This window comes from Streptomyces sp. NBC_00376, from assembly GCF_036077095.1.
Taxonomy (GTDB): domain Bacteria; phylum Actinomycetota; class Actinomycetes; order Streptomycetales; family Streptomycetaceae; genus Streptomyces.
On record NZ_CP107960.1, the window covers coordinates 529,343 to 555,056 of the forward strand.

The 25,714-nt window shown below is 71.9% G+C and carries 22 protein-coding genes; 4 read left to right on the forward strand and 18 right to left on the reverse strand.

Annotated features, from left to right (window positions below; all coding sequences use genetic code 11):
* Positions 1-19: 19 nt before the first annotated feature.
* From OG842_RS02575 to OG842_RS02610, 8 genes are all read right to left on the reverse strand, one after another.
* On the reverse strand, positions 20-1,435 hold the full coding sequence (locus OG842_RS02575; protein WP_266727042.1) for an amidase: 1,416 nt from the start codon (positions 1,433-1,435) through the stop codon (positions 20-22).
* Between the two features lie 84 nt (positions 1,436-1,519).
* Positions 1,520-3,502 (reverse strand): acetoacetate--CoA ligase, encoded by a 1,983-nt coding sequence (locus tag OG842_RS02580; protein WP_266727044.1) that lies wholly within the window; start codon positions 3,500-3,502, stop codon positions 1,520-1,522.
* On the reverse strand, positions 3,499-4,092 hold the full coding sequence (locus OG842_RS02585) for an RBBP9/YdeN family alpha/beta hydrolase (RefSeq protein ID WP_266727045.1): 594 nt from the start codon (positions 4,090-4,092) through the stop codon (positions 3,499-3,501). The genes OG842_RS02580 and OG842_RS02585 overlap by 4 nt, the downstream gene beginning before the upstream one ends.
* Complete coding sequence (locus OG842_RS02590) at positions 4,089-5,375, reverse strand: MFS transporter (protein ID WP_266727046.1); 1,287 nt, start codon at positions 5,373-5,375, stop codon at positions 4,089-4,091. Before OG842_RS02590 ends, OG842_RS02585 begins: the two co-directional genes overlap by 4 nt.
* A complete protein-coding gene (locus OG842_RS02595) occupies positions 5,359-6,234 on the reverse strand; it encodes a TauD/TfdA dioxygenase family protein (RefSeq protein ID WP_266727048.1) in 876 nt (291 codons plus the stop codon). The genes OG842_RS02590 and OG842_RS02595 overlap by 17 nt, the downstream gene beginning before the upstream one ends.
* Positions 6,235-6,270: 36 nt before the next feature.
* On the reverse strand, positions 6,271-7,242 hold the full coding sequence (locus OG842_RS02600) for a quinone oxidoreductase family protein (RefSeq protein WP_266727050.1): 972 nt from the start codon (positions 7,240-7,242) through the stop codon (positions 6,271-6,273).
* Positions 7,243-7,268: 26 nt separating this feature from the next.
* Positions 7,269-8,327: a 3-keto-5-aminohexanoate cleavage protein gene (locus OG842_RS02605; protein ID WP_266727052.1), complete on the reverse strand. Its 1,059-nt coding sequence runs from the start codon at positions 8,325-8,327 to the stop codon at positions 7,269-7,271.
* A gap of 172 nt (positions 8,328-8,499) precedes the next feature.
* Positions 8,500-9,519 (reverse strand): AraC family transcriptional regulator, encoded by a 1,020-nt coding sequence (locus OG842_RS02610; protein WP_266727054.1) that lies wholly within the window; start codon positions 9,517-9,519, stop codon positions 8,500-8,502.
* A 320-nt stretch (positions 9,520-9,839) separates the two neighbouring features.
* On the opposite strand from OG842_RS02610, the gene OG842_RS02615 reads away from it, so the two are divergent.
* The gene (locus OG842_RS02615; RefSeq protein ID WP_266727056.1) at positions 9,840-10,871 is read left to right on the forward strand and encodes a TauD/TfdA family dioxygenase; all 1,032 of its coding nucleotides are present in this window, start codon (positions 9,840-9,842) and stop codon (positions 10,869-10,871) included.
* Positions 10,822-12,324 carry a long-chain-fatty-acid--CoA ligase gene (locus OG842_RS02620; protein ID WP_266727058.1) on the forward strand — a complete coding sequence of 501 codons (1,503 nt, stop codon included), beginning with the start codon at positions 10,822-10,824 and terminating at the stop codon, positions 12,322-12,324. The genes OG842_RS02615 and OG842_RS02620 overlap by 50 nt, the downstream gene beginning before the upstream one ends.
* Before the next feature lie 114 nt (positions 12,325-12,438).
* Here the strand turns inward: OG842_RS02620 and OG842_RS02625 are convergent, their stop codons facing one another.
* The 8 genes from OG842_RS02625 to OG842_RS02660 form a co-directional block, all read right to left on the reverse strand.
* Positions 12,439-13,833, reverse strand: coding sequence for an NAD(P)/FAD-dependent oxidoreductase (locus OG842_RS02625; RefSeq protein ID WP_266727060.1), 1,395 nt, complete (start codon positions 13,831-13,833; stop codon positions 12,439-12,441).
* Between the two features lie 339 nt (positions 13,834-14,172).
* On the reverse strand, positions 14,173-15,351 hold the full coding sequence (locus tag OG842_RS02630; RefSeq protein ID WP_266727061.1) for a 4-hydroxybenzoate 3-monooxygenase: 1,179 nt from the start codon (positions 15,349-15,351) through the stop codon (positions 14,173-14,175).
* A gap of 30 nt (positions 15,352-15,381) precedes the next feature.
* Positions 15,382-16,542, reverse strand: a complete 1,161-nt coding sequence (gene pcaDC, locus OG842_RS02635; protein WP_266727062.1) for a bifunctional 3-oxoadipate enol-lactonase/4-carboxymuconolactone decarboxylase PcaDC — start codon at positions 16,540-16,542, stop codon at positions 15,382-15,384.
* Positions 16,539-17,918, reverse strand: a complete 1,380-nt coding sequence (gene pcaB, locus OG842_RS02640; RefSeq protein ID WP_266727064.1) for a 3-carboxy-cis,cis-muconate cycloisomerase — start codon at positions 17,916-17,918, stop codon at positions 16,539-16,541. Before pcaB ends, pcaDC begins: the two co-directional genes overlap by 4 nt.
* On the reverse strand, positions 17,905-18,465 hold the full coding sequence (pcaG, locus tag OG842_RS02645; protein ID WP_266727066.1) for a protocatechuate 3,4-dioxygenase subunit alpha: 561 nt from the start codon (positions 18,463-18,465) through the stop codon (positions 17,905-17,907). The genes pcaB and pcaG overlap by 14 nt, the downstream gene beginning before the upstream one ends.
* Positions 18,462-19,214, reverse strand: a complete 753-nt coding sequence (gene pcaH / locus OG842_RS02650) for a protocatechuate 3,4-dioxygenase subunit beta (protein ID WP_266727067.1) — start codon at positions 19,212-19,214, stop codon at positions 18,462-18,464. The genes pcaG and pcaH overlap by 4 nt, the downstream gene beginning before the upstream one ends.
* A gap of 38 nt (positions 19,215-19,252) precedes the next feature.
* Positions 19,253-19,900, reverse strand: coding sequence for a CoA transferase subunit B (locus OG842_RS02655; RefSeq protein ID WP_266727069.1), 648 nt, complete (start codon positions 19,898-19,900; stop codon positions 19,253-19,255).
* Positions 19,897-20,655 (reverse strand): CoA transferase subunit A, encoded by a 759-nt coding sequence (locus tag OG842_RS02660; protein WP_266727071.1) that lies wholly within the window; start codon positions 20,653-20,655, stop codon positions 19,897-19,899. Before OG842_RS02660 ends, OG842_RS02655 begins: the two co-directional genes overlap by 4 nt.
* A 179-nt stretch (positions 20,656-20,834) precedes the next feature.
* Here OG842_RS02660 and OG842_RS02665 point away from each other — a divergent pair, with 179 nt between their 5' ends.
* Positions 20,835-22,505 (forward strand): IclR family transcriptional regulator domain-containing protein, encoded by a 1,671-nt coding sequence (locus OG842_RS02665; protein WP_266727073.1) that lies wholly within the window; start codon positions 20,835-20,837, stop codon positions 22,503-22,505.
* Positions 22,506-22,522: 17 nt separating this feature from the next.
* On the opposite strand, the gene OG842_RS02670 is transcribed toward OG842_RS02665, so the two are convergent.
* Positions 22,523-22,657 carry a hypothetical protein gene (locus tag OG842_RS02670; protein WP_266727074.1) on the reverse strand — a complete coding sequence of 45 codons (135 nt, stop codon included), beginning with the start codon at positions 22,655-22,657 and terminating at the stop codon, positions 22,523-22,525.
* Between the two features lie 291 nt (positions 22,658-22,948).
* Here OG842_RS02670 and OG842_RS02675 point away from each other — a divergent pair, with 291 nt between their 5' ends.
* Positions 22,949-24,583, forward strand: a complete 1,635-nt coding sequence (locus tag OG842_RS02675; protein WP_266727075.1) for an amidohydrolase — start codon at positions 22,949-22,951, stop codon at positions 24,581-24,583.
* A 33-nt stretch (positions 24,584-24,616) separates the two neighbouring features.
* Here the strand turns inward: OG842_RS02675 and OG842_RS02680 are convergent, their stop codons facing one another.
* On the reverse strand, positions 24,617-25,672 hold the full coding sequence (locus OG842_RS02680) for a LacI family DNA-binding transcriptional regulator (protein WP_266727076.1): 1,056 nt from the start codon (positions 25,670-25,672) through the stop codon (positions 24,617-24,619).
* Between the last annotated feature and the right edge of the window lie 42 nt (positions 25,673-25,714).

Here is a 25,714-nt window from a genome sequence, read left to right on the forward strand (position 1 = left end):
CCGGGGTGCCACTGCGATGTCACAGGCCCTGGATGCGCCGGAAGGGCTGCTCCGCCTCCAGTGCGAACGCGGCCTCCAGCAGGGTCCGTTCGCTGCCGGGGCGGCCGGAGAGCATGACGCCGACGGGCAGTCCGTCCTCGGTCGCGCTCGGGGTGGGCACCGAGATCGACGGTGTGCCGACCACGTTGTCGATGGGCGTGAACGCGACGTACGCGAGGATCCGTTCGATCAGCGCAGGGTAGGGAACGGCGGGGCTGAGGTGGCCGATCGGGGGCGCGGTGTGGGCGAGTACGGGGGAAAGGATGAGGTCGTGCCCGCGGAACGCCGCCGCGTACGCCTCCTTCGTACGCCTGAGCCTGCGCAGCACGCCCGGAGTGCGCCGCCAGTTCTCGAGGTACGTCTCCCGCAGCCCCCGGCTGAGGCCGTCCATGCGGTGGCGGTCGAAGTCGGCGCCGAAGGTCCGGCCCGTGGAACCGATGAGGAACGACAGCAGGCCCCAGTAGGTGAGGAAGTCGTCGGTGAAGCGGGCGTCGAGGTCCAACTCCACCGGTTGCACGGCGTGGCCGAGCCGTTCGAGCGTGGCCACGGTCGCTGTGACGGCCGTCCGGGTGGCGGCGTCGGCGTGGACACCGTTCGGCGAGTCCAGCAGGAATCCGATGCGCAGCCGCCGCTCGGAAGGACCTTCGACGAGGCCCAGGGGCGGCAGCTTCGGGTTGCGCCAGTAGCTCTCGGCGGCGGCGAGGAACGCGGCGGTGTCCCGGACGGAACGGCTCACGACGCCGTCGGCGACGATGTCGAGCGGCAGCCGGCGGCTCTCGGCGTTCGCCATGACCCGTCCGCGGGTCGGCTTGAGACCGACGAGACCGCAGCAGGCGGCCGGGATACGGATCGAGCCGCCGCCGTCGTTGGCATGCGCGATCGGCACCGCCCCGGCGGCGACGAGCGCCGCGCTGCCGCCGGACGAACCACCCGCCGAGTACTCCGTGTTCCACGGGTTGCGAACGGGCTCGGCGTCCTCGAATTCCGTGGTCGGGCTGAACCCGAACTCGGGCAGTCGGGTCTTGCCCAGCACCGTGACGCCGCTGCTCAGGAACTGCCGGACGACCGGCGCGTGCCTTCGCGCGGGCCTCGGGGTGAAGGCCGCGCTGCCGTGGCCGGTGGGGAGCCCCAGGTAGTCGGTGTTGTCCTTGACGAAGGTCGGTACCCCGGCGAGGGCGCCGCCCGCGTGGGTGACGGCCGCCGGGACGTCGACGGGCGTCCGGACCGCGTTGAGCCGTGCTTCGACCGTCCGTACCCGTTCCGCCGCGTCCCTGGCGACCTCGGCGGCGCCGACCTCACCCCGTCGGATCGCCGCGGCCAGACCGACGGCGTCGTGCTCTCCCAGGGCGTCGTCCCGGAAGGCGTGCACCCTGGTCCGTTCCTCGAAAGTGGTCATCGCTGCCTCAGCCCCCGCCGTGTGGATGGTTTTCCCCATCATTCCTTACCGTTGAGTAACACGCGAGGCCGCATCACGGGCCGGTCAGCGGGGCATGTTCCGCTGTGGCCCCTCTCCCCCGCCGGTGCGCAGTTCGGCGGCGAAGTCCGCGAACCAGGCCAGCATGTCGGGCCGGGTCACGGCGCCTTCCGTGCTGACGTCGGTGACGCGTGCGCCCTGGAGAATGTGTTTGACCGGGACTTCCAGCTTCTTTCCCGTGAGGGTGCGGGGTACCGCCTCGACGGGGACGATGATGTCCGGCACATGGCGGGGCGACAGGCTCTGCCGGATCGCGCCGACGATCTCGTCGCGCAGGCCGTCGTCGAATCGCTCTCCTTCCGCGGGCACGACGAACAGGGGCATGCAGTAGCGTCCGTCCGGCAGTTCGGCGCCGACGACGAGGCTGTCCGCGATCCGCGGGAGCTGTTCGACGACGGCGTAGAGATCGGCCGAGCCCATCCGCACCCCCATCCGGTTGAGCGTGGCGTCGGAGCGTCCGGCCACCACGACGGAGAGGTCGGTGTCGACGGTGACCCAGTCGCCGTGCCGCCACACGCCCGGATAGACGTCGAAGTAGCTGCTCCTGTAACGCTCGTCGCCGGGGTCGTCGACGAAGAACAGCGGCATCGACGGCATCGGCGCCGTCACCACCAGTTCGCCCTGCTGCCCGGTACGCGGCTGCCCATGGGCGTCCCAGGACGCGAGGGCCACGCCCAGGGCGGGCCCGGAGATCCGGCCCGTGCGCACCGGCAGCAGCGGGGAGCCGCCGGCGAGGACCGAGCAGATGTCGGTGCCGCCGCAGATCGACTGGAGGTGGGCGTGAGGGGCGAGCCGGTCGTGGACCCAGTGCCAGGTGCTTTCGGGCATCGCCGAACCCGTCTGCTGGATGGACCGCACCGCGCGGAGGTCCGTATCGGCCGCCGGGTGGGCGCCCGCCTTCTCCCCTGCGATCAGGTAGGCGGCGCCGACGCCGACGACCGTCGCGCCGGTACGTTCGGCGATCCGCCAGACCCCGTTGGCGTCGGGGTGGGTGGGGCTGCCGTCGTACAGGACGAGCGTGGCTCCGTGCAGCAGGCCCGCGACCATGAGGTTCCACACCATCCAGCTGGTGGAGGTGTGGAAGAGATAGCGGTCCCGCGCCCGGAGGTCGGCACCGAGCCCGAGGGCCTTGAGCAGTTCCACGACTATGCCGCCGTGGCCGTGCACAATGCCCTTCGGTACGCCGGTGGTGCCCGAGGACCACAGGATCCACAGCGGGTGATCGAACGGGACGTCGGCGAAGACCGGTCGGGCCCGCCGGCCGGCCAGTTCGGTCCACCTGTGCTGTGTCACATCCGGCCGCCGGGACCATGCCGGACCGCTCTCGCAGGTGTGGAGACGGTCGACGGCGACGAGGTGGCGGACCGTGGGCAGGCCGTCCAGGAGCTCGGCGGTGTGCGGGCGCCGGTCGTGGTCCCGGCCCGCGTAGCGGTAGCCGTCCGCGGCCACCAGAACCGTCGGCCGCGCCTGGCGCAGCCGGGCGAGCACGCTCGGCGTACCGAAGTCCGGAGAGCACACCGTCCAGGTCGCGCCGACGGCGGCCGTGGCCAGGAGGGCCACCACGGCCTGCGGGATGTTCGGCAGGTACCCGGCGACGCAGTCGCCGGGGCCCACGCCCATCTCGCGGAGGGCCGCGGCCAGGCCGGCCACTTCGCCGGTGAGCCGGTCCCACGAGATCTCCGCCGGGTCGCCCGTCTCGGACACGGCGATGAGTGCGGGGCGTTCGTCGGTGGCGCGGGCGAGGCACTGCCGGGCGAAGTTGAGGCGTGCTCCGGTGAACCAGGTCGCGCCGGGCATGGTCGCGTCGGCGAGCACCTCGTCGTAGTCGCTGACGGCGTCCAGCCCGTAGTACTCCCACACCGCCGACCAGAAGCCGGGCAGGTCGTCGGTGCTCCACCGCCACAGCTCGGCGTAGTCGGTGAACGAAAGGCCGCGCTTCTCGGCCAGCCATCGCAGGAAGCCGGCGAGGTCGGATTCGTGCGTGCTCATGCGGGCACCTCGGTGTCCGGGCTCGTGCCGCAGCCGAAGGTGCGGAGCAGCTCCAGTGCCTGTGGCCATTCCCCGTAGCCCGATGCGGGGTTGAGATGTCCGACCGGGCCGATGTCCACCAGGCGGCTGCCCCAGGCGCGGGCCAGTTCGGCGACTCGATCGAAGCGGGCCAGGGGGTCGTTCGTGCTGGCCGCGACGATGCCGGGGAACGGCAGGGGCGTACGGGGGACCGGCAGCCAGCCGTTCTCCCGCAGGGTCCCCGGGCCGGGGTGGCCGTCGGGCAGCGGGGTGTCGAAGTCCGGCGGGGTCGCGAGCAGCGCGCCACGCACCGGGTGGCGGTGCCGGGCCGCCCAGTGCACCGTGGTGAGCACTCCGGCGCTGTGCGCGACGAGCACCACCGGCCCTTCGATCCGGGACAGTGTGTCGTTCAGGGCCGCCACCCGGGCGTCGCGAGCGAGTCCGGCGTCCGTCGGAGGCGGCACGGTCACGGCGCCGGGGATCCGGGCGGCGAGCAGCGTCTGCCAGTGGTCGGGGACGTGGTCGCGCAGTCCGGGCACCAGCACGACCGTGGGGTCGGGAGTGGGGTTCATGTCGGGAGTTCCGATCTTCTGAGGGTCCAGGCAGAGAGCGAGACGAGACCCTTGTCGTAGTGGCGTCTGCCGAGGGCGAAGGCCAGTCCCGCCACCAGCGCGACGAACGGGATCACCTGGAGTGCGGCGTGCAGGCCCATGCGGTCGGCGAGCATGCCGGTCACCGCGGGGCCCGGTGCCAGGCCCAGCAGACTGTTGGCGAGGGTGAGCGTGGCCATGGCCGTCGCCGCGACGGCGGTCGGGGTCAGGCTCACCACCATGGAGGCTGCAGGTCCCGCGGTGGCGTTGGACAGCAGTGTGCCGATGCCGACGAGGACGAGTTGCGGTGCGCCGGGAGGGAGTTGGAAGCCTGCCGTGAGCAGGGTCAGCGAGCCGAGACTGCAGACGATGGCGACGGTCCACTTGAGCCGGGGCCTTCCGCGTCCGAGCCGGTCGCAGACCATTCCGCCGCCGACCATGCCGATCCCGGTGATCAGCGCGAAGACGCCGGCGGCGAGCCCGGCCTTGCCCGGCGCCAGGCCGTAGGAGCGATCGAGGAAGCTGGGCATCCAGGCCAGCAGCGCCATCGCGATGAACATCTGCAGTCCGCTGCCGACGTAGGCACACAGCACGGAGACGGAGGAGAACAGCCTCGGCAGGAGCGTCCGCACCGGCCCCCCGGTGTCCGGCGCTCCGCCGGGTCCGACGTCTGCCGCTGCCAGTTTCCGCTCCGTCACGACGACGCCGTAGACGGCCGCCAGGACCAGCCCGAACACGCCCATGACGGCGAACGTCCAGCGCCAGCCCAGGTGTTGGGCCACGACTCCGCCGATCGACACTCCGAGTACGGATCCGAAGGCGCCGCCCGCGATGAACGCGCCGGAGAGGGTGGCCCGCAGGGCCGCCGGGAACACGCTCAGCACCACCGCGATGCCGACGCTCCCGTACGCCGCCTCGCCCACGCCGACCATGAAGCGGCCCAGGAACATCTGTCCGTAGCTCGCGGAGACGGCGCAGCCCAGGGTCGCCAGGCTCCACACCACCGCGGCCAGGACCAGGCTCCTGACCCGGCCCCATCGGTCGGCGAGCAGCGACAGCGGGAAGGTCAGCAGTCCGACCATCAGGGCCACGATTCCGCTCAGGGAGCCCAACTGGGCGTCGGAGAGCAACCATTCGGCCTTCAGCAGCGGGAACACCGCGTTCAGGACCTGCCGCGACATGTAGTCGGAGAGCAGCAGTCCGAAGCTGAGGGCGAACACCAACCACGCGTAGCGGCGGGTCATCGGCTCAGCAGGGCCGGTCACCGGAGATCCCGGCACGCTCCATCTTGCGAACGGCCGGCCAGTAGTCCTGGACGGCGTAGTGCTGGGTGGAGCGGTTGTCCCAGATGGCCACGCTGTTCGTGGTCCAGCGCCAGCGGACCTGGTACTCGGGGATCGCCGCCTGGCTGATCAGGTAGTTCAGCAGCAGGTTGGCGCCGGGGGCGTGGTCCTGGCCGAACCGTACGTTCTCGGGGGTGTGGTGGTTGACGAAATGGGTGGTGAAGGCGTTGACGAAGAGGATTTTCTCCCCGGTCTCCGGGTGGGTGCGGACCACCGGGTGCTCCGGGTCCGGGTAGCGGGCCTTGAGCCGGTGACGCTGTTCCATCGGCAGGACCGCGCCGAAGCTCGCTTCGATGCTGTGCCGGGCGCGCAGGCCCGCGATCTGTGTGCGGATGTGTTCGGGGAGCCTGCGGTACGCCTCGGCCATGTTCACCCAGATCGTGTCGCCCCCCACCTCGGGGGTCTCGACGCAGCGCAGCACGGCTCCCATGGGCGGCCGGTCGCGCCAGGTCGCGTCGCAGTGCAGGGCGTTCTCGTAGTGCTCGGGCTTGCTGTCCAGGTCCTTGTAGATGCGGACGAGGCCAGGGTGGTCCGGGTCGCTGCCGAGGACCGGGTGGTCCTCCAGCGGGCCGAGGCGGGAGGCGAAGGCGACGTGCTCGGCGCGGGTCATGTCCTGGTCGCGCAGGAACAACACCTTGTGCCGGAGCAGGAGCTGTTTGATCTCGGCGTGGAGGCCGGCGTCATGGGCGGCTTCGCTGAGCTGGACGCCGTGCAGTTCGGCGCCGATGGTGCAGGTCAGCGGTTCGACCTGGATCCGCGTGCGGGTGGAGCTCTGCGTCATTGCACTCTCCTGGGGCGGTCGGGAGGAACGAGGGGGTCAGGGAACGAGGACGGACGAACCCGTGGTGCGGCCCGCTTCCAGGGCCCGGTGCGCCGCCACCGCGTCGTCGAGGGCGTAGCGCTGGTTGACCCGGATCGCGATCCGGCCGGCGGCGACGTGGCCGAAGAGCTCGTCGGCCAGAGCGTCGCGTTCGGCCGGCTCGGCGATGTAGTCGGCCAGGGCGGGGCGGGTCACGAACAGCGAGCCGTGGACAACGAGTTGCATCGCGTCGAGCGGGGGCACGCCGGACGCCGTGCCGAAGCAGACCAGCAGGCCGCGGCGGCTGAGCGAGGCCATGGACCCGGCGACGGTGTCCTTGCCGATGCTGTCGAGGACGAGGGGCACGCCTGCCCCGCCGGTCAGTTCCCGCACTCGCTCGGCGACGTCCTCCTGGCGGTACAGGATGGTGTGGTCGCAACCATGGGCACGGGCGAGTTCGGCCTTCGCCTCCGTGGAGACCGTGCCGATCACGGTGAGGCCGAGCAGCTTCGCCCACTGGCAGATGATCAGGCCGACCCCGCCCGCGGCGGCGTGCAGCAGGATCGTGTCGCCGGGCTTCAGCGGATGGATCCGGCGCAGCAGGTAGGCGGCGGTGAGACCGCGCATGGTCATCGCGGCGGCGCTCTCGCACCCGATGGAGTCGGGCAGCCGGATCAGTGGGTCGGCGGGCATGATCCGCTCGGTGCTGTAGGCGCCGAGCGGGCTGCCGGTGTACGTGACGCGGTCGCCCTCGGCGACGTGGGTGACGCCCGCGCCGACGGCCTCGACGACGCCGGCGCCCTCGACACCGAGACCGGCGGGCAGCGGCGCCGGGTAGAGGCCGGTGCGGAAGTAGGTGTCGGCGAAATTGAGGCCGATGGCCTCGTGCCGGAGGCGGACCTGTCCGGGGCCCGGGTCGCCGACGGTGACCGGTTCCAGCCGCAGGACGTCGGGGCCGCCGGTCTCGTGGAAGCGGATGGCGTGTGCCATGGGATGCTCTCTTCGTTCGGCGGTGGTCAGCGGGTCGTCTCGCGGAGCATGAACCCGCGCTGTCCGGGGCGCCGGTTGGGCACCATGCCGAGCCGTGCCAGGGTCTGGTCGGTGTCGGCGTAGTACTCGCCGATGCGGTAGATCTCCTTGGCCTCCGCGCCGCTCGCGATGTCGCGACCGAGTGCGTCGGAGATCCGCACCATCTGCTCGACCTGTCGGACGGAGCTCATCCGCTCGCCCTTGCGCGCCCACAGGTTGTCCTCGTTGCCCACGCGGACGTGCACGCCGAGGGCGATGGCGATGGCGTTCATGGGGGCGACGGCGCGCATCGAGGACTCGATGGTGAGGACGGCGCCGTCGGGGACACGGCGGACGAACTCGATCAGGTCGGCGGGGTGGCGTCCGGCGAACCCGCCACCGATGGCGACGTAGTTGAGGACCAGCGGGCCCGTGTACACGCCACTGCGGATGAGGCGCTCGACGGTCTCCAGCTGCGCCATGGTGGCGAGTTGGAAGTGCGGCTGGATGTCGTTGGCGTGCAGGCGCTTGAGGTGTTCGAGGTAGAAGTCGGGACCGGCCTCGACGACCATGTCGCGGTAGGCCTTGTAGTAGTCGGGCTTGGCGATGGAGGTGCCGGCCAGGTCGTCGTCCGTCATGATCTCGACGATGTTCATCTGGCTGGTGTTGATGGCGATCGTCACCTGGTCGGGGCGCGGGGTGAGCTCTGCCAGCAGGTGGCGGGTGTCGTAGCTCAGCCATTTCGCATCGGCGCCCTCGCCCTCGGGGGCGAACGAGATGGATCCGCCGATCTGCAGGACCATGTCCGGAACGGCCTCGCGCAGCCGGCCGAGCAGTTCGTTGAACATGGACATGCGCTTGGAGCCGTGGCCGTCCAGTTCGCGTACGTGGATGTGGAGCACGGTGGCGCCGGCGTTGTAGCAGTCGACGGCGGCCTGCACGTGTTCGTCCATGGTCAGGGGGAGGTCGTCGGCGTCGCCGGGGAGCCACTCCGGGCCGTAGGGAGCGGCCTGGATGACCAGCTTCTCCTGGTTCTCGGGCAGCAGGGAGTCGTCGAGGAAGTGCATGGGTCATCTCCTGGTACGCGGACGCGGCGGGCGGATGGCCGTCAAGCGCCATCCGCGCCAACTGGGGCTGTTCACAAGGGCGTTGCTCGAACGAGCTGCGGTGTCCCTTGCGGTACGGCCACGTTAAGAGCGGGTTACGCGCCGCGCTTCACCCGAGGTGACAGGAGACTTGTCACTTGGGGACAGGGCCGGTGTCCGCCCGGCGGGTGCGCCACTCGCGGGCGCTGGTGCCGAACTGGTCGCGGAACCAGCGGGAGAAGGCGCTGGGGGCGGAGAAGCCGAGCAGGCCGGAGATCTCCGTCAAGGAGCGGCGCGGGTTCGCCACCAGTTGCTCGGCCAGCTGTGTGCGGGTGGCGTTGACGAGCGAGGAGAACGTCTCGCCGGACGCTGCCAGATGCCGGTGGACGGTCCTGCGGTCGACGCCGAGGCTGCCGGCGACCTGTTCGATCGAGCAGCGTCCGGTCGGCAGCAGGACCTCGATCAGCTCGCGCACCCGGTCCAGTTCCGTGGTTTCCGAGACCACCGCGATGGACTCGAAATACTGGCGGGCATAGCCACGCAGGAGGGGATCCGACATCGAATTCGGGGTGTCGAGATCGGAGGCGTAGAGAACGAGGCCGTTGAATTCCTGGTCGAATTCCACCACCGGTCCGAAGTGGCGACGGTGCGCCGCGATGTCACGAGGGGGTCCGTGAGTGAAACACACGGACACCGGCCGCCAGCGGGCACCGAGGAAGACCTGCAGGAATCCGTGGAAGGCGCCCACGGCCAGCTCGACGGCCTGCCGTGCCCGGCGCGCTTCGCCGAGCTCCAGGCTCACCTTGACGGTGGCGAGCCCGTTCGCCTCGGTGAGCCGGCTGCGCAGCATCTCGTTGTACATGCGCTCGTGGCGGACCAGGAGCCGGATGACGCTGCGGACGTCGGGTTCCTCGCGCAGGACGAGGCTGATGGGCCCGAGGTTCGAGAAGCGGCGGCGCTCGGCGAGAAGCAGGCCGAACTCGTCGCGGTCGGCGGCCGCGGCGGAGAGTTCGAGGAGCTCGGTGACGGCGAGGCCGGAGATCCACCGGTCCTGGACGGCGAGCCCGACCGGATCGAGACCGACGCGCTTCATCAGGGTGCGCGGATCGATGCCGAGGGACTGGCTGAGCTCTATGTAGTTGCTCAGTGCTGCGTTGCGGACCAGCGGCTTCATCAGGGCACTCCAAGGCTCTGTTCCGGTCGGGGCGCTCCAGGGCTCTGTCCCAAACTGATAAGCGATCTGTCCCGTCAGGTCAAGCGATGCGCCGGACCCTGACCTAGCGTGGCACTACCGCGGGGCCCTCAAAGAATTCCGGCACAAAAACCTTGGCAAATTCTCGGCCCGCCGAAAAGAGTCGGCTCTCGGCTCGAATTCGCGGACGAAATCAGGATTCCACCCTTGGCGCAGCTGAATGCACCGGCGAAGAGAGGAGAAGAATCGTGGTGGGTGGGTCAACAGCAGAGATACCCCGTAGCCCCTGCACCGGTTCTGCCGTGTGGCGCGGTCCGGAACTGGCACACTCCCGTGTCTGGGAGTGGCATCTCGCCCCGGCTCAGCTCGACGAGCTCGACACCGCTCTGCATGCGGTACGGGTACGGGGAACCCCGCTGCTGAGGATTACCGCAGACCGCTTCCCGCTACCGGCACTGGCGTCACAACTGGCGAGAGCGGCAGACGAGTTGGAGAACGGGCGGGGCTTCGTCCTGATCCGCCGCGTCCTGGTCGGGCGCTTCGGCCCCGCGACGGCCGCCGTCCTGCTCTGGGGCCTGGGGCGACACCTCGGCATCCCGGTGTCGCAGAACGCGACGGGGCACATGCTCGGCCACATCGCGGACCCGCACGAGGTCCGGGCGGCACGGCCGTTCCACACCGACGAGGCCGACACGCTCGCCCTGCTGTGCCTGCGCAACGACAGCGGCGCGGGGCATGCGGCTCTGGCCAGTTCGGCGGCGGTCCACAACACCCTGCTGGCGTGTCGGCCCGACTTCGTCGACGGTCTCTATCGCACGCATTTCCTCGACCGCCTCGGCGAGCAGGCCCCGGGGCAGCACCCCTGCCACGCGGGGCCTCTCGCCCACCGCGACCCGGAGCGGTTCAGCCTGCGCTACGACCGTCACCGGCTGGAGTCGGCACAGCGCTTTCCCGACGTGCCGCGCCTGACCCCGGGCGACCTGGAACTGTTCGACCGCATCGACGAATCGGCGGCCGCCCCGGAGCTCCGCCTCGATCTAGCCCTCGCCCCCGGAGACCTGCTGCTGGTGAACAACCACGCGGTCCTGCACTCCCTCACGGCACCGGCGGACACCACCGGGCCCGGACCGCGGTTTCACGCACTGCGGTTGTGGCTCACCCCGCATCGCCCCCGCGAGCTGCCTCCGGATTTCTGGGGCGACGCGCACTCCCTCGACGGTGGCCGCGGCGGAGTCGCGCCACGCGATGTGATCACCCCGCAATCCCCGACGACAAGGAAGCCGCATGACCGACCTGTTCGCACTCCTGGCCCGATCCGTCCGGTCCCACGCTGACCGGACGGCCGTGCGGCAGGGCGGGGCCCTGCTCACGTACGCGCAGCTCGACGACATGACAGCCGGGTTCGCCGGGCTCCTGCACGCCGAAGGGCTGCGAGCCGGCGACCGCGTGGCGGTGGCCCTGCCCAATGTCATCCACTTCCCCGTCGTGTACTACGGCATCCTGCGCGCCGGTGGCGTGGTGGTTCCGATGAATCCGCTGCTGAAGTCCGGCGAGATGGCTTTCGTGCTCCGCGACTGCGGTGCCCGTCTGGTGGTGGCCGCTCCTGCCTGCGCGGACGAGGCGGCACCGGCGGCGGCGCAGGCCGGTGCAGAGTGCCTGGTCGCGGAGCCAGCGATGTTCGACGCGCTGCTGCGTTCGGTCCCGCCGATGACCGGGGCGGCCCGCTGTGCCGACGACGACACCGCAGTGATTCTGTACACCTCCGGCACCACGGGGACTCCGAAGGGTGCGGAGCTGACGCACCGCAACCTCGTCAGCAACGCGCTGACGACGGCGCGGACACTGCTGCGCGTGGGCCCGGACGACGTCCTGTTCGGAGGCCTTCCGCTGTTCCACGCGTTCGGGCAGACCTGTGCTCTCAACACGGCGGTGGCGGCGGGCTGTTGCCTGACCCTGCTGCCCCGCTTCGACGCGGGCGGAGCCCTGGAGACGATGCGCCGGGACGAGGTGACCGTCTTCCTGGGGGTGCCCACGATGTACAACGCGCTCCTCCAGAACGGCATCGGGCAGCCCCTGCCGCGGCTGCGCCTGGCGGTCTCGGGCGGCGCCTCGCTGCCCGTCGAGCTGTTGCACGCCACCGAACGGGAGCTGGGCGTCACCGTGCTGGAGGGCTACGGCCTCTCGGAGACGTCCCCGGTGGCCTGCTTCAACCCGCCGGACAGACCCCGCAAGCCCGGCTCCATCGGGGTTCCCGTGCACGGGGTCGAGTTGCGGCTCGTCGCGGACGACGGTTCCCCGGCCGGCCCCGGCGAGGTCGGCGAACTGGTGATCCGGGGCTCGAACGTCATGAAGGGGTACTGGAACCGGCCGGACGCCACCGCGCGCGCCTTCCGCGACGGGTGGTTCCACAGCGGCGATCTCGCCCGTGTCGACGAGGACGGCTACTACTTCGTCGTCGACCGCAAGAAGGACCTGGTCATCCGCGGCGGCTACAACGTGTACCCGCGGGAGATCGAGGAGGTTCTGTACCGGCATCCGGACGTCCTTGAAGCCGCGGTGGTCGGTGTTCCCGACCCCGCGCACGGTGAGGAGATCGCCGCCGTGGTGGTCCTTCGGCCCGGCGCCCGCACGACGTCGGACGAGCTGCGCGACTACGTCAGACAGCGGGTGGCGGCCTACAAGTACCCGCGGATCGTGCGGTTCGCCGACGCGCTGCCCAAGGGGGCGACCGGCAAGATCCTCAAGCGGGACATCGTGGTCGCTCCGCCGGAGCCGCTGGACACCTGACCGTCACGGCGGTGCTACGACTGGGCCTACGGCCTACGGAGCCGGCGACCGTCACCACGGCTCGTGCGGGCGGGCACGGCGAACCGCAGGTACGGTCGGCGGCCACCGGGTCGCTCAGCTGTCGAAGCCGAGACCGAAGCGGTCCAGAGACCTCAGCCAGAGGTTGCGGCGGCCTTCGTCGCTGTCGGCGCGGGCCAGGGACCACTTGGTGAGGCCGATGCCGATCGAGCGGACCGGCTCGGGCGGGAACGGAAGGGGTTTGCGGCGCACGAGGTCGAGCTCCGTGCGCTCGGTGCGCTCACCGGCGAGCAGGTCGAGCATGACCTCCGCGCCGAATCGGGTCGCGCCGACGCCGAGACCGGTGTAGCCGGCCGCGTACGCGACCTTTCCGTGGTGACTCGTGTCGAAGAAGACACAGAAGCGCGTACTGGTGTCGATGGCCCCGCCCCAGGCATGGGTGAAGCGCAACCCGGCCAGCTGCGGGAAGGTCGTGAAGAAGTGCCGCGCCAGAGTGGCGAAGGTCGCGTGCCGCTGGTCGTGTTCGGCGCGGACGCGGCCCCGGTAGTGGTAGACGGCGTCGTAGCCGCCCCACAGGATGCGGTTGTCCGCGGAGAGCCGGACGTAGTGGAACTGGTTGGCGCTGTCCGCGAAGCCCTGACGGCCCCGCCAGCCGACGGAGGCGAGCTGCCGCTCGCTCAGCGGCTCGGTCATCAGCGCGTAGTCGTACACGGGGACGGTGTACGGGCGATGGCGGCGGAGCAGGGAGGGGTACGCGTTCGTGGCCAGGGCGACCCGTCGGGCCGTGATCCTGCCGTAGGGGGTGCGGGCAGTCATCACGGCACCCCGCTCGTCGAGCGCGAGCGCCGGTGTGTGCTCGAAGACGCGGACGCCGAGGGACAGACAGGCGCGCTTGAGGCCCCAGGCGAGCCTGGCCGGGTTGACCATGGCGACGTCGTCCTTGTTCCACAGTCCGCCGAGGAAGGTCGGGGAGTCGATCTCGGCCCGGACGGCGTCGGTGTCGAGCAGGACGGCCTTGCCGCCGTGACGGGCGACGGCCTCGGCCTCGTGCCGGAGGCCTTCGACCTGGTAGGGCTCGGTGGCGACGACGATGGAACCGGTGCGCTCCCAGGCGCAGTCGATGTCGTGGCGCTCGACGGTGTCCTCGATCGCCTGGAGGTTCTCCCGGCCGAGGCGTTCGAGGACACCGATCTCGTCGGGCCAGCGGCTGAGGCCGTTGTCCAGGCCGTGGGTGAGGCTGGACTCGCAGAATCCGCCGTTGCGGCCGGAGGCCGCACCACCGGCCTCGTCGGCCTCGATGAGCACCACGTCGAGCGAGGGATCGCGTTCCTTGGCGACGAGGGCGGTCCAGAGGCCGGTGTACCCTCCGCCGACCACGAGGAGGTCGCAGGTGGTGCCCCCGGTCAGTGCGGAAGCGGCCTGCGGCCGGTCGGGGTCGTCCAGCCAGAACGGGGTCGGTTCGGCGTCCCGGAGCGAGGTGAGGTGGTCCATGGGCGGGCTCCTTCGGATCGCGGAGGGATATACCTCCGGAATGCCGTAATGAGACCCGCCCGGACCGGGTAAGGTCAATGGTGTTGACGTAAGACTCCCGCACACCCGTTTGCACGGGTCGGACCGGTCGGGCGGACCCCGTCGGGTCCCGGCGGTCGAGGAACTCGTGCGCGATCCGGCGCGCCCCGGGCTCGAAGCGGTGCGCCGGCTGATGAACGAGCTCCTCGGCGCGCACGGCCGGCCACTCCGCGGGCAGGTGCTCGGCGGGCAGGTGGGTGTCGCGCCGCCCCGGGTCGCCGCTTCGAGCAGCCGCCCCCTTCGGGCGTTTCCGGGCGCTGATCAGTTCTTGCTGAATCCCACGTAGTTCTCCGCCAACGAGGCCGACGCCGCCTCCGAGACCGCGAGGTACCGCAGGTGCGAGAGGCGCAGCCTGCGGTCGAACTCGGTCTCGTCCGGTTCGCGGTGCAGCAGGGTCGTCATGGTGTACGAGAAGTGCTCGGCCCGCCAGACGCGGCGCAGGGCGGTCTCCGAGTAGGCGTCGAGCAGCGATTCGTCCCGGTCGGCGTGGTAGCGGGTGAGGGCCCGGGCGAGCAGGGTGACGTCGGCGACGGCGAGATTGAGGCCCTTCGCGCCGGTGGGTGGGACGATGTGGGCCGCGTCGCCGGCCAGGAACAGCCGACCATGGCGCATGGGTTCGGCGACGAAGCTGCGCATGGGGGTGATGCTCTTCTCGGTGATGGGGCCTTGCCGCAGGCTCCAGTCGCCGTCGACGGAGAGCCGGGTGGCGAGCTCGTCCCAGATCCGCTCGTCGGGCCAGTTGTCCGTGCTGTCGTCCGGGTCGACCTGGAGGTAGAGCCTGCTGACCTCGGGCGAGCGCATGCTGTGCAGGGCGAAGCCGCGCTCGTGGTGGGCGTAGATCAGCTCGTCGCAGGAGGGCGGCACATCGGCGAGGATGCCGAGCCAGGAGAACGGATAGGTGCGCTCGGTCACGGTGAGCAGGCCCTCGGGCAGGGAGCGGCGGCCTATGCCGTGGTAGCCGTCGCAGGCGACGACGAGCTCGCAGTCGAGGATGTGCTCGGCGCCTTCGTGGCGGTAGCGGATGGCGGGTCGGTCGGTCTCGATTCCGTCCACGGACAGGGCCTCGGCCTCGAACAGGACGGTGCCGCCCGCCTGTCGGCGCAGGGCGATGAGGTCCTTGACCACCTCGGTCTGGGCGTACACCATGACCGACCGTCCGCCGGTGAGGGACGGGAAGTCGACGCGGTGGGAGCGCCGGTCGAAGCGGAGCTCGATGCCGTGGTGTTCCAGGCCCTGGCGGTCCATCCGTTCGCCGGCGCCGGAGTCGCGCAGCACGTCCACGGTGTCCTGTTCGAGGATTCCGGCGCGCTGGCGTCGCTCGACGTGGTCCCGGCTGCGGAGTTCGAGGACCACGTTGTCGATGCCCTGCCGGTGGAGCAGGTGGGAGAGGAGGAGGCCGGCGGGTCCGGCTCCGATGATGCCGACGGTGGTGCGGGGCATGGCTTCTCCGTGGGAGTGGTGGAGGGGAGGTCAGGAGGAGAGCGGGATGCCGTCCTCGGTCACGACGCGCTGGGCCGTGGCGAAGGCGGAGTTGACCGCGGGGACCCCGCAGTAGACGGCGGAGTGCAGCAGGACTTCCTTGATGTCATCGAGGGTGAGCCCGTTGCGGAGAGCGGCGCGGACGTGCATCGCCAGCTCTTCCTGGTGGCCGTGTGCGACCAGTGCGGTGAGGGTGATGCAACTGCGGGTGCGCCGGTCGAGGCCGGGGCGGGTCCAGATCTCGCCCCAGGCACAGCGGGTGATGTAGTCCTGGAAGTCGGCGGTGAACGCGGTGGTGCGGGCGGTGGCCCGGTCCACGTGGGCGTCGCCGAGGACGGCACGGCGGACCGCCATTCCCTCGGCGTACCGATCCGCCTCGGACTCGGGGGCGGCGAAGTGGCCGAGGAGTGCGGCAAGGACGGCCTCTGGGCGTTCCGCGGGGGCGAGGTGGGAGGCGCCGGCGAGTTCGAGGAGCGTCGCGTCGGGGATGCCGTCGGCGAGTTCACGGGCGTGCGCGGGTGGGGTGGCCGGGTCGGCGCGGCCCGCGATGACCAGGGTGGGCGCGCCGATCCGGGGCAGGTCCGCCCGGAGGTCGTATGCGGCGAGAGCGTCGCAGCAGGCCGCGTACCCGGTGGGGTCGGTGGCGCGAAGGTCGTCGACGAGGCGGGTCGCGGTCCGGGTGCCGGCGAAGCCCGCGGTGAACCAACGGCCGGGGGCGGTGGGGGCGAGGGTCGTGGTGCCCTGCGTACGCACGAGTTCGGCGCGGTCCCGCCAGGCGCCGGGCTCGCCGAAGCGTGCGGAGGAGCAGACCAGGGCCAGGCCGTTGATCCGGTCGCGGTGGTGAGCCGCGAGGTGCGCGCCGACGGCACCGCCGAGGGAGATGCCCGCGTAGTCGAAGCGGCCCACGCCGAGCCGGTCGGCCAGGTCGAGGACGAGGGCGGCGAGGCCGGCGACGGTGGCGCCGTCGGCAGGCAGCGCCGCGGCCGGGGTGGAGCCGTGGCCGGGGAGGTCCCAGCGGATCACCCGGTGCCGGCGGGCGAGGGCGGGGACCTGAGCGTCCCAGACTGCGAGCGAGGTGCCGAGGGAGGGGCCGAGGATCAGGGCGGGCGCTTCGGGGGGTCCGTCGATCCGGTGGTGGAGTACGGGGGTCATGGGCGGCCTTCCGTGACTGCGGAGGATTCCCTGCGCAGGGCCTGGTCGACGAGGAGGGGCGCAGCGCCCGTGCAGGTGGCCGGGTCGGCGAGGGCGCGCAGCCGCTCGGGGGTGATGCGGCCGGTCAGTGCCGGGTCGGCGGCGAGGACGTCCGCGAGGTCCGTCCCCTCGCTCGTCACCCGGCGGGCGGCGTGGCCGAGGAGTTCCTTGGCCTCGGCCCGGCCGAGGAGGCCGGCGAGCGCGGCGGCGAGGCGTTCGCTCGCGACGAGGCCATGGGTGCGGTGCAGGTTGCCGAGCATCCGGTCCGGGAACACACGTAGTCCCTCGGCGAGTTCGGCGCTCTGGTGAGCGGCGGCTCCGGCCAGTCGGAGCAGTTGGCGCAGCGGCTGCCATTCGGCGTGCCAGGCGCCCGCGGGCCGTTCGTCCTCGGCGGCGAGCGAGCCGAGCAGGACGGAGGCCGGTGCGGGAGCCTGGCGGGCCGCGGCGGCGATGAGGGTGGCGCGTACGGGGTTGCTCTTGTGCGGCATGGCGGAGGAGGAGCCGCCGCTGCCCTCGGCGAGCTCGGCGGTCTCGGTGCGGGTGAGCAGCAGGACGTCCGCGGCCGGTTTGCCGAGCGCCGCGGTGGTGAAGGCGAGGGCGGTGCCGAGGTCTGCGACGGGGGTGCGCAGTGTGTGCCAGGGCAACAGCGGTGCGGTGAGCCCGAGTTCCGCCGCGTACCGCTCGACGAGGGCGGGTCCGCTGCCCGGTGCTTCGGCGAGGTACTCGAAGGCGGCCAGAGTGCCTGCCGCGCCGCCGAGTTGGGCGGGCGGCCGGAGGGCGGTGAGCCGGTCGGCGGCGTCGAGGGCGAGGGTGCGCCAGCCCGCCGCCTTGAGGCCGAAGGTGGTGGGGACGGCGTGCTGGCTGAGGGTGCGGCCGGCCAGTGGGGTGTCGCGGTGTGCGGCGGCGAGCCGCCCGAAGGCGGCGGCGGCTCGGTGCAGTTCGGCCGTGATCAGCGGGAGGGTGCGGGCCGCGACGAGCATGGTGGCGGTGTCCAGGATGTCCTGGCTGGTGGCGCCCCGGTGCACGTACGGTGCGACGTCGGGCGGGACGGCGTCGGTGAGTGCGGCGACCAGCGGGATGACCGGGTTGCCGCTCCGGCGGGCACGCAGTGCGAGGTCGCGCGGGTCGTACAGCTCGGCGTGGGCCGCGTCGGTCACTGCCGCCGCCGCGCGGGCCGGGGCTTGTCCGAGGGCGGCCTGGGCCCGGGTGAGGGCGGCTTCGGCGTCGAGCATCGCCTGAAGGAAGGCACGGTCGCCGCTGGCCCGTTCGGTCCCGGTGCCCGTGCTGTCGGGGGTGAGGAGCCCGAAGTCGTACGGGTCCGTCTCAGCGGAAGTCAAGGAACACCGTCTCCTCGGGCCCCTGGAGGCGGATGTCGAAGCGATGGACGCCCGGCCCCGCCGCCGTGGCGAGCAGGGTCGCACGGCGCTCGGGTGGCAGCGCGGCGAGCAGCGGGTCGGCGTCGGCAGCGGGGCCCGGCAGATAGATCCGGGTGTAGAGGTGGTGGAGCAGGCCGCGGGCGAAGACGCAGACGGAGAGGTACGGGACCCCGCCGGGCGGCAGGGTGCGCACCGCCCAGTGGCCGTCGGCGTCGGTGGCGACGCGGCCGAAGCCGGTGAAGGTGACTCCGTCCCGCCCCGCGTGGCCACCGGTGACCGGGTCGCGTCGCATGGAGCCGGGGGCGCCGGTGCGGTCTCCGTCCGGGGCGGGCTGCCAGATTTCCAGGAGTGCGTCGGGGACGGGGGCGCCGTCGCCGTCGCGGACGTGTCCGTGGACGGCGAGGGTGCCGGGGTGTCCGGTGGGCGCGATGTCGGAGCCGCCGGGGAAGGGCAGGGCGTAGCCGTAGAAGGGGCCCACGGTCTGCGAGGGGGTGGGGAGCAGGGTCATCGGCCTTCCTCGGTCCAGGTCGCGGCGGGGCCGTCGAGGACGATGTCCCAGCGGTAGCCGAGTGACCACTCGGGGGTGGACAGGTCGTGTTCGTAGGCGGCGACGAGCCGCTCGCGGGCGGTGTCGTCGGTGACGGACTGAAGGATCGGGTCGTACCTGAAGAGCGGGTCGCCGGGGAAGTACATCTGGGTGACGAGCCGCTGGGTGAACGCGGTCCCGAAGAGCGAGAAGTGGATGTGCGCGGGGCGCCAGGCGTTGGTGTGGTTGCGCCAGGGGTAGGCCCCGGGCCTGACGGTGGTGAACCGGTAGCTGCCCTGATCATCCGTCAGACAGCGGCCGAATCCGGTGAAATGGGGGTCGAGCGGCGCCGGGTGCTGGTCGAACTGGTGGGCGTACCGGCCGGCGGCGTTGGCCTGCCATATCTCGACGAGCTGGCCGCGGACGGGCTGTCCCGCGCGGTCGAGGACGCGCCCGGTGACGGTGATCCGTTCGCCGAGCGGTTCGGCGGCGTGGCCGCGGGTCAGGTCGGCGTCGAGTCCGGCGACGTCGGTGACGCCGAAGACCGGACCGGAGAGTTCGACGGCCTCCGGGTCCCGGACGGCGACCAGGGGATGCCGTGGGTGGCGCAGCGCGGTGCTGCGGTACGGGGCGTAGTCGCGGGCGGGGTGCTGCCGTACCTCACCGGCGCTCAGGTACTGGTCCCGCTCCTCGGCGATCCGCGAGGAGATATCCTGCTGGGTCACTTCCATGACGTTCTGTCACCTTTCACTTGCGGGGCGAGCCTTGGTCACCGTGTCCTGCCCGTGGGCACGCGCACGGGCGCGCCGGTCCGGCGCGCGATCTCGTCGGCGCTCACGCCGGGGGCGGTCTCCACGAGCAGGAGACCCTCGTCGGTGATGTCGAGTACGCCGAGGTCGGTGATGATCCGGTGGACGCAGGCCCGGCCGGTGAGCGGCAGCGTGCAGGTGTCCACGATCTTCGGGGAGCCGTCCTTGGCGGTGTGCTCCGTGAGGACGACGACCCGCCGGACGCCGTGGACCAGGTCCATCGCGCCGCCCATGCCCTTGACCATCCGGCCGGGGATCGCCCAGTTGGCGAGGTCGCCGCGGGCGGAGACCTGCATCGCGCCGAGGATCGCGGTGTCGATGTGGCCGCCTCGGATCATGCCGAAGGAGAGCGCGGAGTCGAAGAAGGCGGCCCCCGGCAGTACGGTCACCGTCTCCTTGCCCGCGTTGATCAGGTCGGGGTCGACCTCGTGCTCGTACGGGTACGGCCCGACGCCCAGGAGTCCGTTCTCCGAGTGGAGGACGACATCGATGTTCTCCGGAAGGAAGTTCGGCACCCGGGTCGGCAGTCCGATCCCGAGGTTCACGTACGAGCCGTCGGTCAGCTCTCGGGCGGCGCGGACCGCCATCTCGTCCCTGGTCCAGCTCATCGGGTCCGGACCGTCCTTCGCTCGATGTTCTTGGCGGCCGCTTCCTCGGGGGTCAGCGCCACCACGCGCTGCACGAACACGCCGGGCAGGTGCACCTGGTCGGGGTCCAGTTCGCCCGGCTCCACAAGCTCCTCGACCTCGGCGATCGTGATCCGGCCGGCCATCGCGGCGAGCGGATTGAAGTTGCGGGCGGAGCGGTGGAAGGCGAGGTTGCCGTGGCGGTCGCCGCGGGCCGCGCGGACCAGGGCGAAGTCGGTGGTGATGCCGTGTTCGAGGACGCATGGGCGGCCGTCGTACTCGCGCACCTCCTTGGGCGGGGACGCCACCGCCACGCCGCCGTCGGCCGCGTACCGCCAGGGCAGCCCGCCCTCGGCGACCTGGGTTCCGACACCGGCCGGGGTGAAGAAGGCGGGGATTCCGCAGCCGCCGGCGCGTAGCCGTTCGGCGAGTGTGCCCTGCGGTGTGAGTTCCAGTTCCAGTTCACCGCCGAGGTAGCGACGGGCGAACTCCTTGTTGTCGCCGATGTAGGAGCCGGTGACCCGGGCGACCCTGCCCGCGGCGAGCAGGATGCCGAGGCCTCCGCCGTCCACACCGCAGTTGTTCGACACGATGCTCAGCCGCCCCGAGCCCTGTGCGTGCAGGGCTTTGATGAGTACGTCCGGCACTCCGCTCAGTCCGAAGCCTCCGACGGCGAGCGAGGCGCCGTCCTTGATGTCCGCCACCGATTCGGCGGCGGACCTCACCACTTTGTCCATGTAACGACCCGATTCACTGAGGATTGACGGATGTTCGCCTGGTGAACTTTCGTTCATACTTACCTCGGGGTGAGTGTCCGTCCGCGCTTCGGGCCCTGTCAACAACACCGGGTACGGTTTCCGCATCGTGATCAGCCAGCGGCCCCGGTCCGCGACCAGTCATCAGAGGAGGCCGGACGATGGCACAGCCCACCGGACCCGCCGCGTCACCCGACGAGCTGGTCGGACCCCTGGAGCGTGGGCTCACCGTGCTGCGGGCCATCGCCGCAGGACCGGAGACCCGCCACCGTCCCGGGGATCTGGCCCGCACCACCGGTCTCGCCCGGTCGACGGTCGACCGGGTCGCCACGACGCTGGTACGGCTCGGATTCCTGCGCACCGAAGGACGCGACCTGCTGCTCGCGCCGCGCTCGGCGGAGCTGGGCAACGCCTATCTGGCCGCCGCCGGACTCTCCGAGGCCCTCGGACCGCACGCCGTCACCCTCGCCGACGAGTTGGACGAATCCGTGTCCGTGGCCGTCCCCGACGGGGACGGAGTGCGCTTCATCGCCCAGGCCACGCGGCGGCGGGCCATGGCGATCTCCTTCCGCACCGGCGACCTGCTGCCGGCCGAACGCTGCGCGCCCGGCGCGCTGTTCGCCGTCGGCTGGGACGAGGCGGAGTGGGAGCGGTGGCGGTCCCGGCGCCGCGAGGACCCGTTGGACCACGGCTTCCCGGCGGTGCCCCCGCGCGCCGGGGGCGAGGGGGGCGAGAGCGGCTTCCTCGCCCGGACGGATCGGGCCCGCGAGGACGGCCGGGCGGTGGATGACCAGCTGATCGAGCCGGGCCTGCTCGCGGTCGCCCTGCCGGTGCGCGACGCTGCGGGGGCCGTGGTCTGCGCGGTCAGCGTGGTCAGCCACACCAGCCGTCACGACACCGCTTCCCTCCTCGCCCTGGCCCTGCCGCCGCTGCGCGCCGCCGTGGTCGCGATGGAACGTGCCCTGGCGGCCCCGGCCCCGCCGCCGGACGGCACGGCCCTCTCCGCCATCCGCGGGGACGCCGGCGTGGGAGCGCTCAAGGAAGAGCTGGGGGCCGGTTTTCTGCAGTCACTGGCGCGCGGTCTCGACGTGCTGTGCGCGTTCGGGGCCGTACGGGGTCCGGTGCGCCTCACCGAACTGGCGCGCCTGGCGGGACTGCCCCGGGCCACCGCGCGCCGGGCGCTGATCACGCTGCGGCACCTGGGCTACGTACGGGAGGACGCGGGGAGCTTCCAGCTGCGGCCGCGCGTACTGGAGCTGGGCCACGCCCGGCTCTCCGGGCTCTCGCTCGCCGAGATCGCCGGCCCCCACCTGGCCGAACTGGTGGGCCGGGTCCACGAGTCGGCCTCCGTCGCGGTCCTCGACAGGAACGACATCCGCTATGTCGCCCGGGTCGCGAGCAGTCGCATCATGCACATCGATATCACGGTCGGCACCCGGCTGCCCGCGTACGCGACCTCGATGGGCCGGGTACTGCTCGGCGCCCTGGCGGAGGAGGAACGCGCTCCGCTCCTCGCAGGGGTCACCCCCGAGGCGTTCACGTCCCGGACGGTGATCGCGCCCGAGGCGCTCGCGGAGGCTGTCGCCGAGACCGCCCGGCGGGGTTACGGGTGGGTGGAACAGGAACTGGAGGAGGGACTGCGCTCGCTCGCCGCACCAGTCACGGACGGGCGGGGCCGGGTGGTCGCCGCCGTGAACGTGGCCCTGCACGCCGGACGTTGCCCGGCGGAGCAGAGCCTGGCCGAACTCCTGCCCCACGTGATGGAGACGGCGGCGCGGATCAGCGCCGACCTCGCGGCGGTGGGCCGCTGGTCACCCGTCCCGCTGGCCTGAACCGCCCGGCGCCTGCGTCACCCGTCCCCGTGATCCGAGCCGCCCGTCGGCCCGGCGCCCGCGTCACCGGTCGTGCGGCGCGCGGTCAGCAACGTGGCCTGCGGGTCGGAGCCGTGCGACGCGTGGATCGCGAGCCCCGTCGCGGCGAGCAACGGGGCGTCCGTGTCGCGGAAGGAGCAGTGGAGAGCGCTGGGTTCGGCGCCGGGTGCCGCGCGGACAACGCGTCGGCGCCGTGCCGCACGACCAGGCGCAGGGCGGTGTCGACGATGGGGCCTTCGGAAAGGACGGCGCCCTGCCCGATGGGGTGCCGGCGCTCTCGCTGCCCTTCTCGGACCACGCGATCAGGCGGACCTTATGACAACGCCATTGACGTGTAAAGGGCGTCCGGATTGCATGACACTCGTCACCACGCTCAACCGCCCCCTCACGCACTGGAGCAGCGCATGACCGCAGCCGATCTGGTCTTCACCCGCGGCCCCGTCTTCACGGCGGATCCGGCCCGCACCCGGGCCACCTCGCTCGCCGTCACCGGCGACCGGATCACCGCCGTCGGCCACGACGAGGTGCTCGAACTCATCGGCCCCGGCACCGAAGTGGTCGACCTGCGCGGGAAGTTGCTGCTCCCCGGCTTCCAGGACGCCCACATCCACGCGGTGTCCGGTGGTTCGGAGCTGGCCGAGTGCGATCTGAGCGGCACGGTCGGCGTCGGGGAGTACCTGGAGCGGATCCGCTCGTACGCGGACGCGCATCCCGACCGTGCCTGGATCACCGGCAGCGGCTGGTCGATGGAGAGCTTCGACGGCGGTCTGCCCACCCGGCAACTGCTCGACTCCGTCGTCCCGGACCGTCCGGTGCTGCTCTCCAACCGCGACCACCACGGCGCCTGGGCCAACACTCGCGCCCTGGAGCTGGCCGGTGTCACCGCCGGGACCCCGGATCCGGCCGACGGCCGGATCGAGCGGGAGCCGGACGGCACCCCCAGCGGCATGCTCCAGGAGGGCGCCACGGCCCTGGTCTCCCGGCTGGTACCCGCGAGCACCCCGGCCGACCGCCTGGCGGGCCTGATGCGCGCCCAGGAGCTGCTGCACTCGCTGGGCATCACGGGGTGGCAGGACGCGCTGCTCGGGGTGTTCAACGGCAAGCCCGACCCGTCGGACGCCTACCTGACGGCCGCCCGGGACGGATCGCTCACGGCCCGGGTCACGGGTGCGCTGTGGTGGGACCGTGAGCGCGGGGCCGAGCAGATCGAGGAACTGGTCGCGCTGCGCGAGAAGTTGAGCCACGGCCGGTTCCGCGCCGGTTCCGTCAAGATCATGCAGGACGGTATCGCCGAGAACTTCACCGCCGCGATGACCGCCCCCTACCTGGACGGCTGCGGCTGCGCCACCGCCAACAGCGGGCTCAGCTTCGTCGACCCGGATGCCCTGCGCGGGTACGTCACCCGGCTCGACGCGCTCGACTTCCAGGTCCACTTCCACGCGCTCGGCGACCGGGCCGTCCGCGAGGCCCTCGACGCTCTCGAAGCCGCTGTCGACGCCAACGGCCACCGCGGCAACCGCCACCACCTCGCCCACCTCCAGGTCGTCCACCCCGACGACCTCCCCCGCTTCGCCCGGCTGGGGGCCATCGCCAACATCCAGCCGCTCTGGGCCGCCCACGAGCCCCAGATGGACGAGCTGACCATCCCCTTCCTCGGGCCCGCACGGGCTGCCTGGCAGTACCCGTTCGGCGAGTTGGTCCGCGCCGGCGCGACCCTCGCGGCGGGCAGCGACTGGCCTGTCAGCAGCCCCGACCCGATCGAAGGCATTCACGTCGCCGTCAACCGGGTCGCCCCCGAGTCCCCCGGAAACCGCGCCTTCTACCCGGAGCAGAGGATCGACCTGCCGACCGCCCTCGCCGCCTACACCGCGGGCACCGCGTACGTGAACGGTCACGACGACTCCGGGAGCCTGCGCGCCGGATACCTCGCCGACCTCGTCGTCCTCGACCGCGACATCCTCACCGCACCGCCCGAGGAGATCGCCCAGGCACGCGTGGAGCGGACATATGTGGGCGGTACGCTCGTCCACACGGTCTGAGCCGCCCGAGTGTGCCGCCGGGTCGATGCCGGTTCAACGCCCGCCCCTGCGGAGCGAGGAATCCCGTACGTCGAGCCGCGTCTCCACCAGCATGCCGGAGGGCTCATCGCGGCCCAACTCCAGGGCGGCCACGAGAAGTTCGATGCCGGCCTCCGCGACCTCCCCGGGCCGCAGACTGAGCGTCGTCACGGGCGGCTCGGTGTGGGTGGCGGTGACGTCCTCGCTCACACACACCACGAGCAGGTCGTCCGGCACCCGGTAGCCGTGGCGGCGCGCCGCCTCCAGCACCAGGGGCGGGCTCGCCTCCGCAACGACGAGCAGCGCGTCGGGCCGGTCGGGTCCGCCGAGGGCCTCCTCGACGGCCCGGACCACCGGCCCGTTGCCGGCCTGGGGGGCGAGTGCGAGGCGCTCCGGCTGGCCGAGGGCGACGCACCGGTCGCGGTAGGCGGCGAGCGCGCCCGTGTGGAAGCGGGTCGTGCTGTCGGGCAGCACCAGCGCGGGCCGCCGCACCCCCTGCCCGGTCAGATGGTCGAGCGTCTTGTGTACGGCCTCCCCCGCGTCGACGTCCACCCATCGGGCACCTGGCCGTCCCTCCACGGAACGGTCGCTGATCACGGGGATGCGAGCGGCAAGGAGGTCGGCCACGATCCGGTCGTCGGCGACCGGATCCGCGACGATCACCGCGTCGAGCGGGAGATCGGCCCACTCGTCCTGGAGGGAGCCCGAGGGAAGCAGCACCAGGGCGTAGCCCCGGCTGAGCGCCGCCCGTGCGGTCGCGCTGGTCAACTGCGCGAAGTACGGCGACTCCAGGAACGTCCACGGGTCGCCGGCGAACTCTCCGACCACGTACCCGATCAACCTGGCCCGTCCCGCGCGTAGCTGGCGTGCGGTGGCGTTGGGCCGGTAGCCCATCCTGCGCGCGGTCTCCTTGGCTCTCTCCCGGACAGCCGGGGAGAGCCGTCCGGTGCCGTTGAGCGCCGCCGAGACGGTGGTCTTGGACAGGCCCGCCTCGCGGGCCACGTCGACGAGCCGGACGCGTGGCGGGGTGGGCGGCGAGGCGTGCCCGCGGCGCCGTGAAGCTTCGGTCATGGGGCTCATGCTGCCACCCTCACGACCTCGGCAAAATCGTTC

Excerpts from the sequence above, each read along its gene's own strand:
- OG842_RS02575 (WP_266727042.1), bottom strand. The coding sequence starts at position 1,435 with ATGACCACTTTCGAGGAACGGACCAGGGTGCACGCCTTCCGGGACGAC.
- OG842_RS02580 (WP_266727044.1), bottom strand. The coding sequence starts at position 3,502 with ATGAGCACGCACGAATCCGACCTCGCCGGCTTCCTGCGATGGCTGGCC.
- OG842_RS02585 (WP_266727045.1), bottom strand. The coding sequence starts at position 4,092 with ATGAACCCCACTCCCGACCCCACGGTCGTGCTGGTGCCCGGACTGCGC.
- OG842_RS02595 (WP_266727048.1), bottom strand. The coding sequence starts at position 6,234 with ATGACGCAGAGCTCCACCCGCACGCGGATCCAGGTCGAACCGCTGACC.
- OG842_RS02600 (WP_266727050.1), bottom strand. The coding sequence starts at position 7,242 with ATGGCACACGCCATCCGCTTCCACGAGACCGGCGGCCCCGACGTCCTG.
- OG842_RS02605 (WP_266727052.1), bottom strand. The coding sequence starts at position 8,327 with ATGCACTTCCTCGACGACTCCCTGCTGCCCGAGAACCAGGAGAAGCTG.
- OG842_RS02610 (WP_266727054.1), bottom strand. The coding sequence starts at position 9,519 with ATGAAGCCGCTGGTCCGCAACGCAGCACTGAGCAACTACATAGAGCTC.
- OG842_RS02620 (WP_266727058.1), top strand. The coding sequence starts at position 10,822 with ATGACCGACCTGTTCGCACTCCTGGCCCGATCCGTCCGGTCCCACGCT.
- OG842_RS02625 (WP_266727060.1), bottom strand. The coding sequence starts at position 13,833 with ATGGACCACCTCACCTCGCTCCGGGACGCCGAACCGACCCCGTTCTGG.
- OG842_RS02630 (WP_266727061.1), bottom strand. The coding sequence starts at position 15,351 with ATGCCCCGCACCACCGTCGGCATCATCGGAGCCGGACCCGCCGGCCTC.
- pcaDC (WP_266727062.1), bottom strand. The coding sequence starts at position 16,542 with ATGACCCCCGTACTCCACCACCGGATCGACGGACCCCCCGAAGCGCCC.
- pcaG (WP_266727066.1), bottom strand. The coding sequence starts at position 18,465 with ATGACCCTGCTCCCCACCCCCTCGCAGACCGTGGGCCCCTTCTACGGC.
- pcaH (WP_266727067.1), bottom strand. The coding sequence starts at position 19,214 with ATGGAAGTGACCCAGCAGGATATCTCCTCGCGGATCGCCGAGGAGCGG.
- OG842_RS02655 (WP_266727069.1), bottom strand. The coding sequence starts at position 19,900 with ATGAGCTGGACCAGGGACGAGATGGCGGTCCGCGCCGCCCGAGAGCTG.
- OG842_RS02660 (WP_266727071.1), bottom strand. The coding sequence starts at position 20,655 with ATGGACAAAGTGGTGAGGTCCGCCGCCGAATCGGTGGCGGACATCAAG.
- OG842_RS02665 (WP_266727073.1), top strand. The coding sequence starts at position 20,835 with ATGGCACAGCCCACCGGACCCGCCGCGTCACCCGACGAGCTGGTCGGA.
- OG842_RS02675 (WP_266727075.1), top strand. The coding sequence starts at position 22,949 with ATGACCGCAGCCGATCTGGTCTTCACCCGCGGCCCCGTCTTCACGGCG.
- OG842_RS02680 (WP_266727076.1), bottom strand. The coding sequence starts at position 25,672 with ATGACCGAAGCTTCACGGCGCCGCGGGCACGCCTCGCCGCCCACCCCG.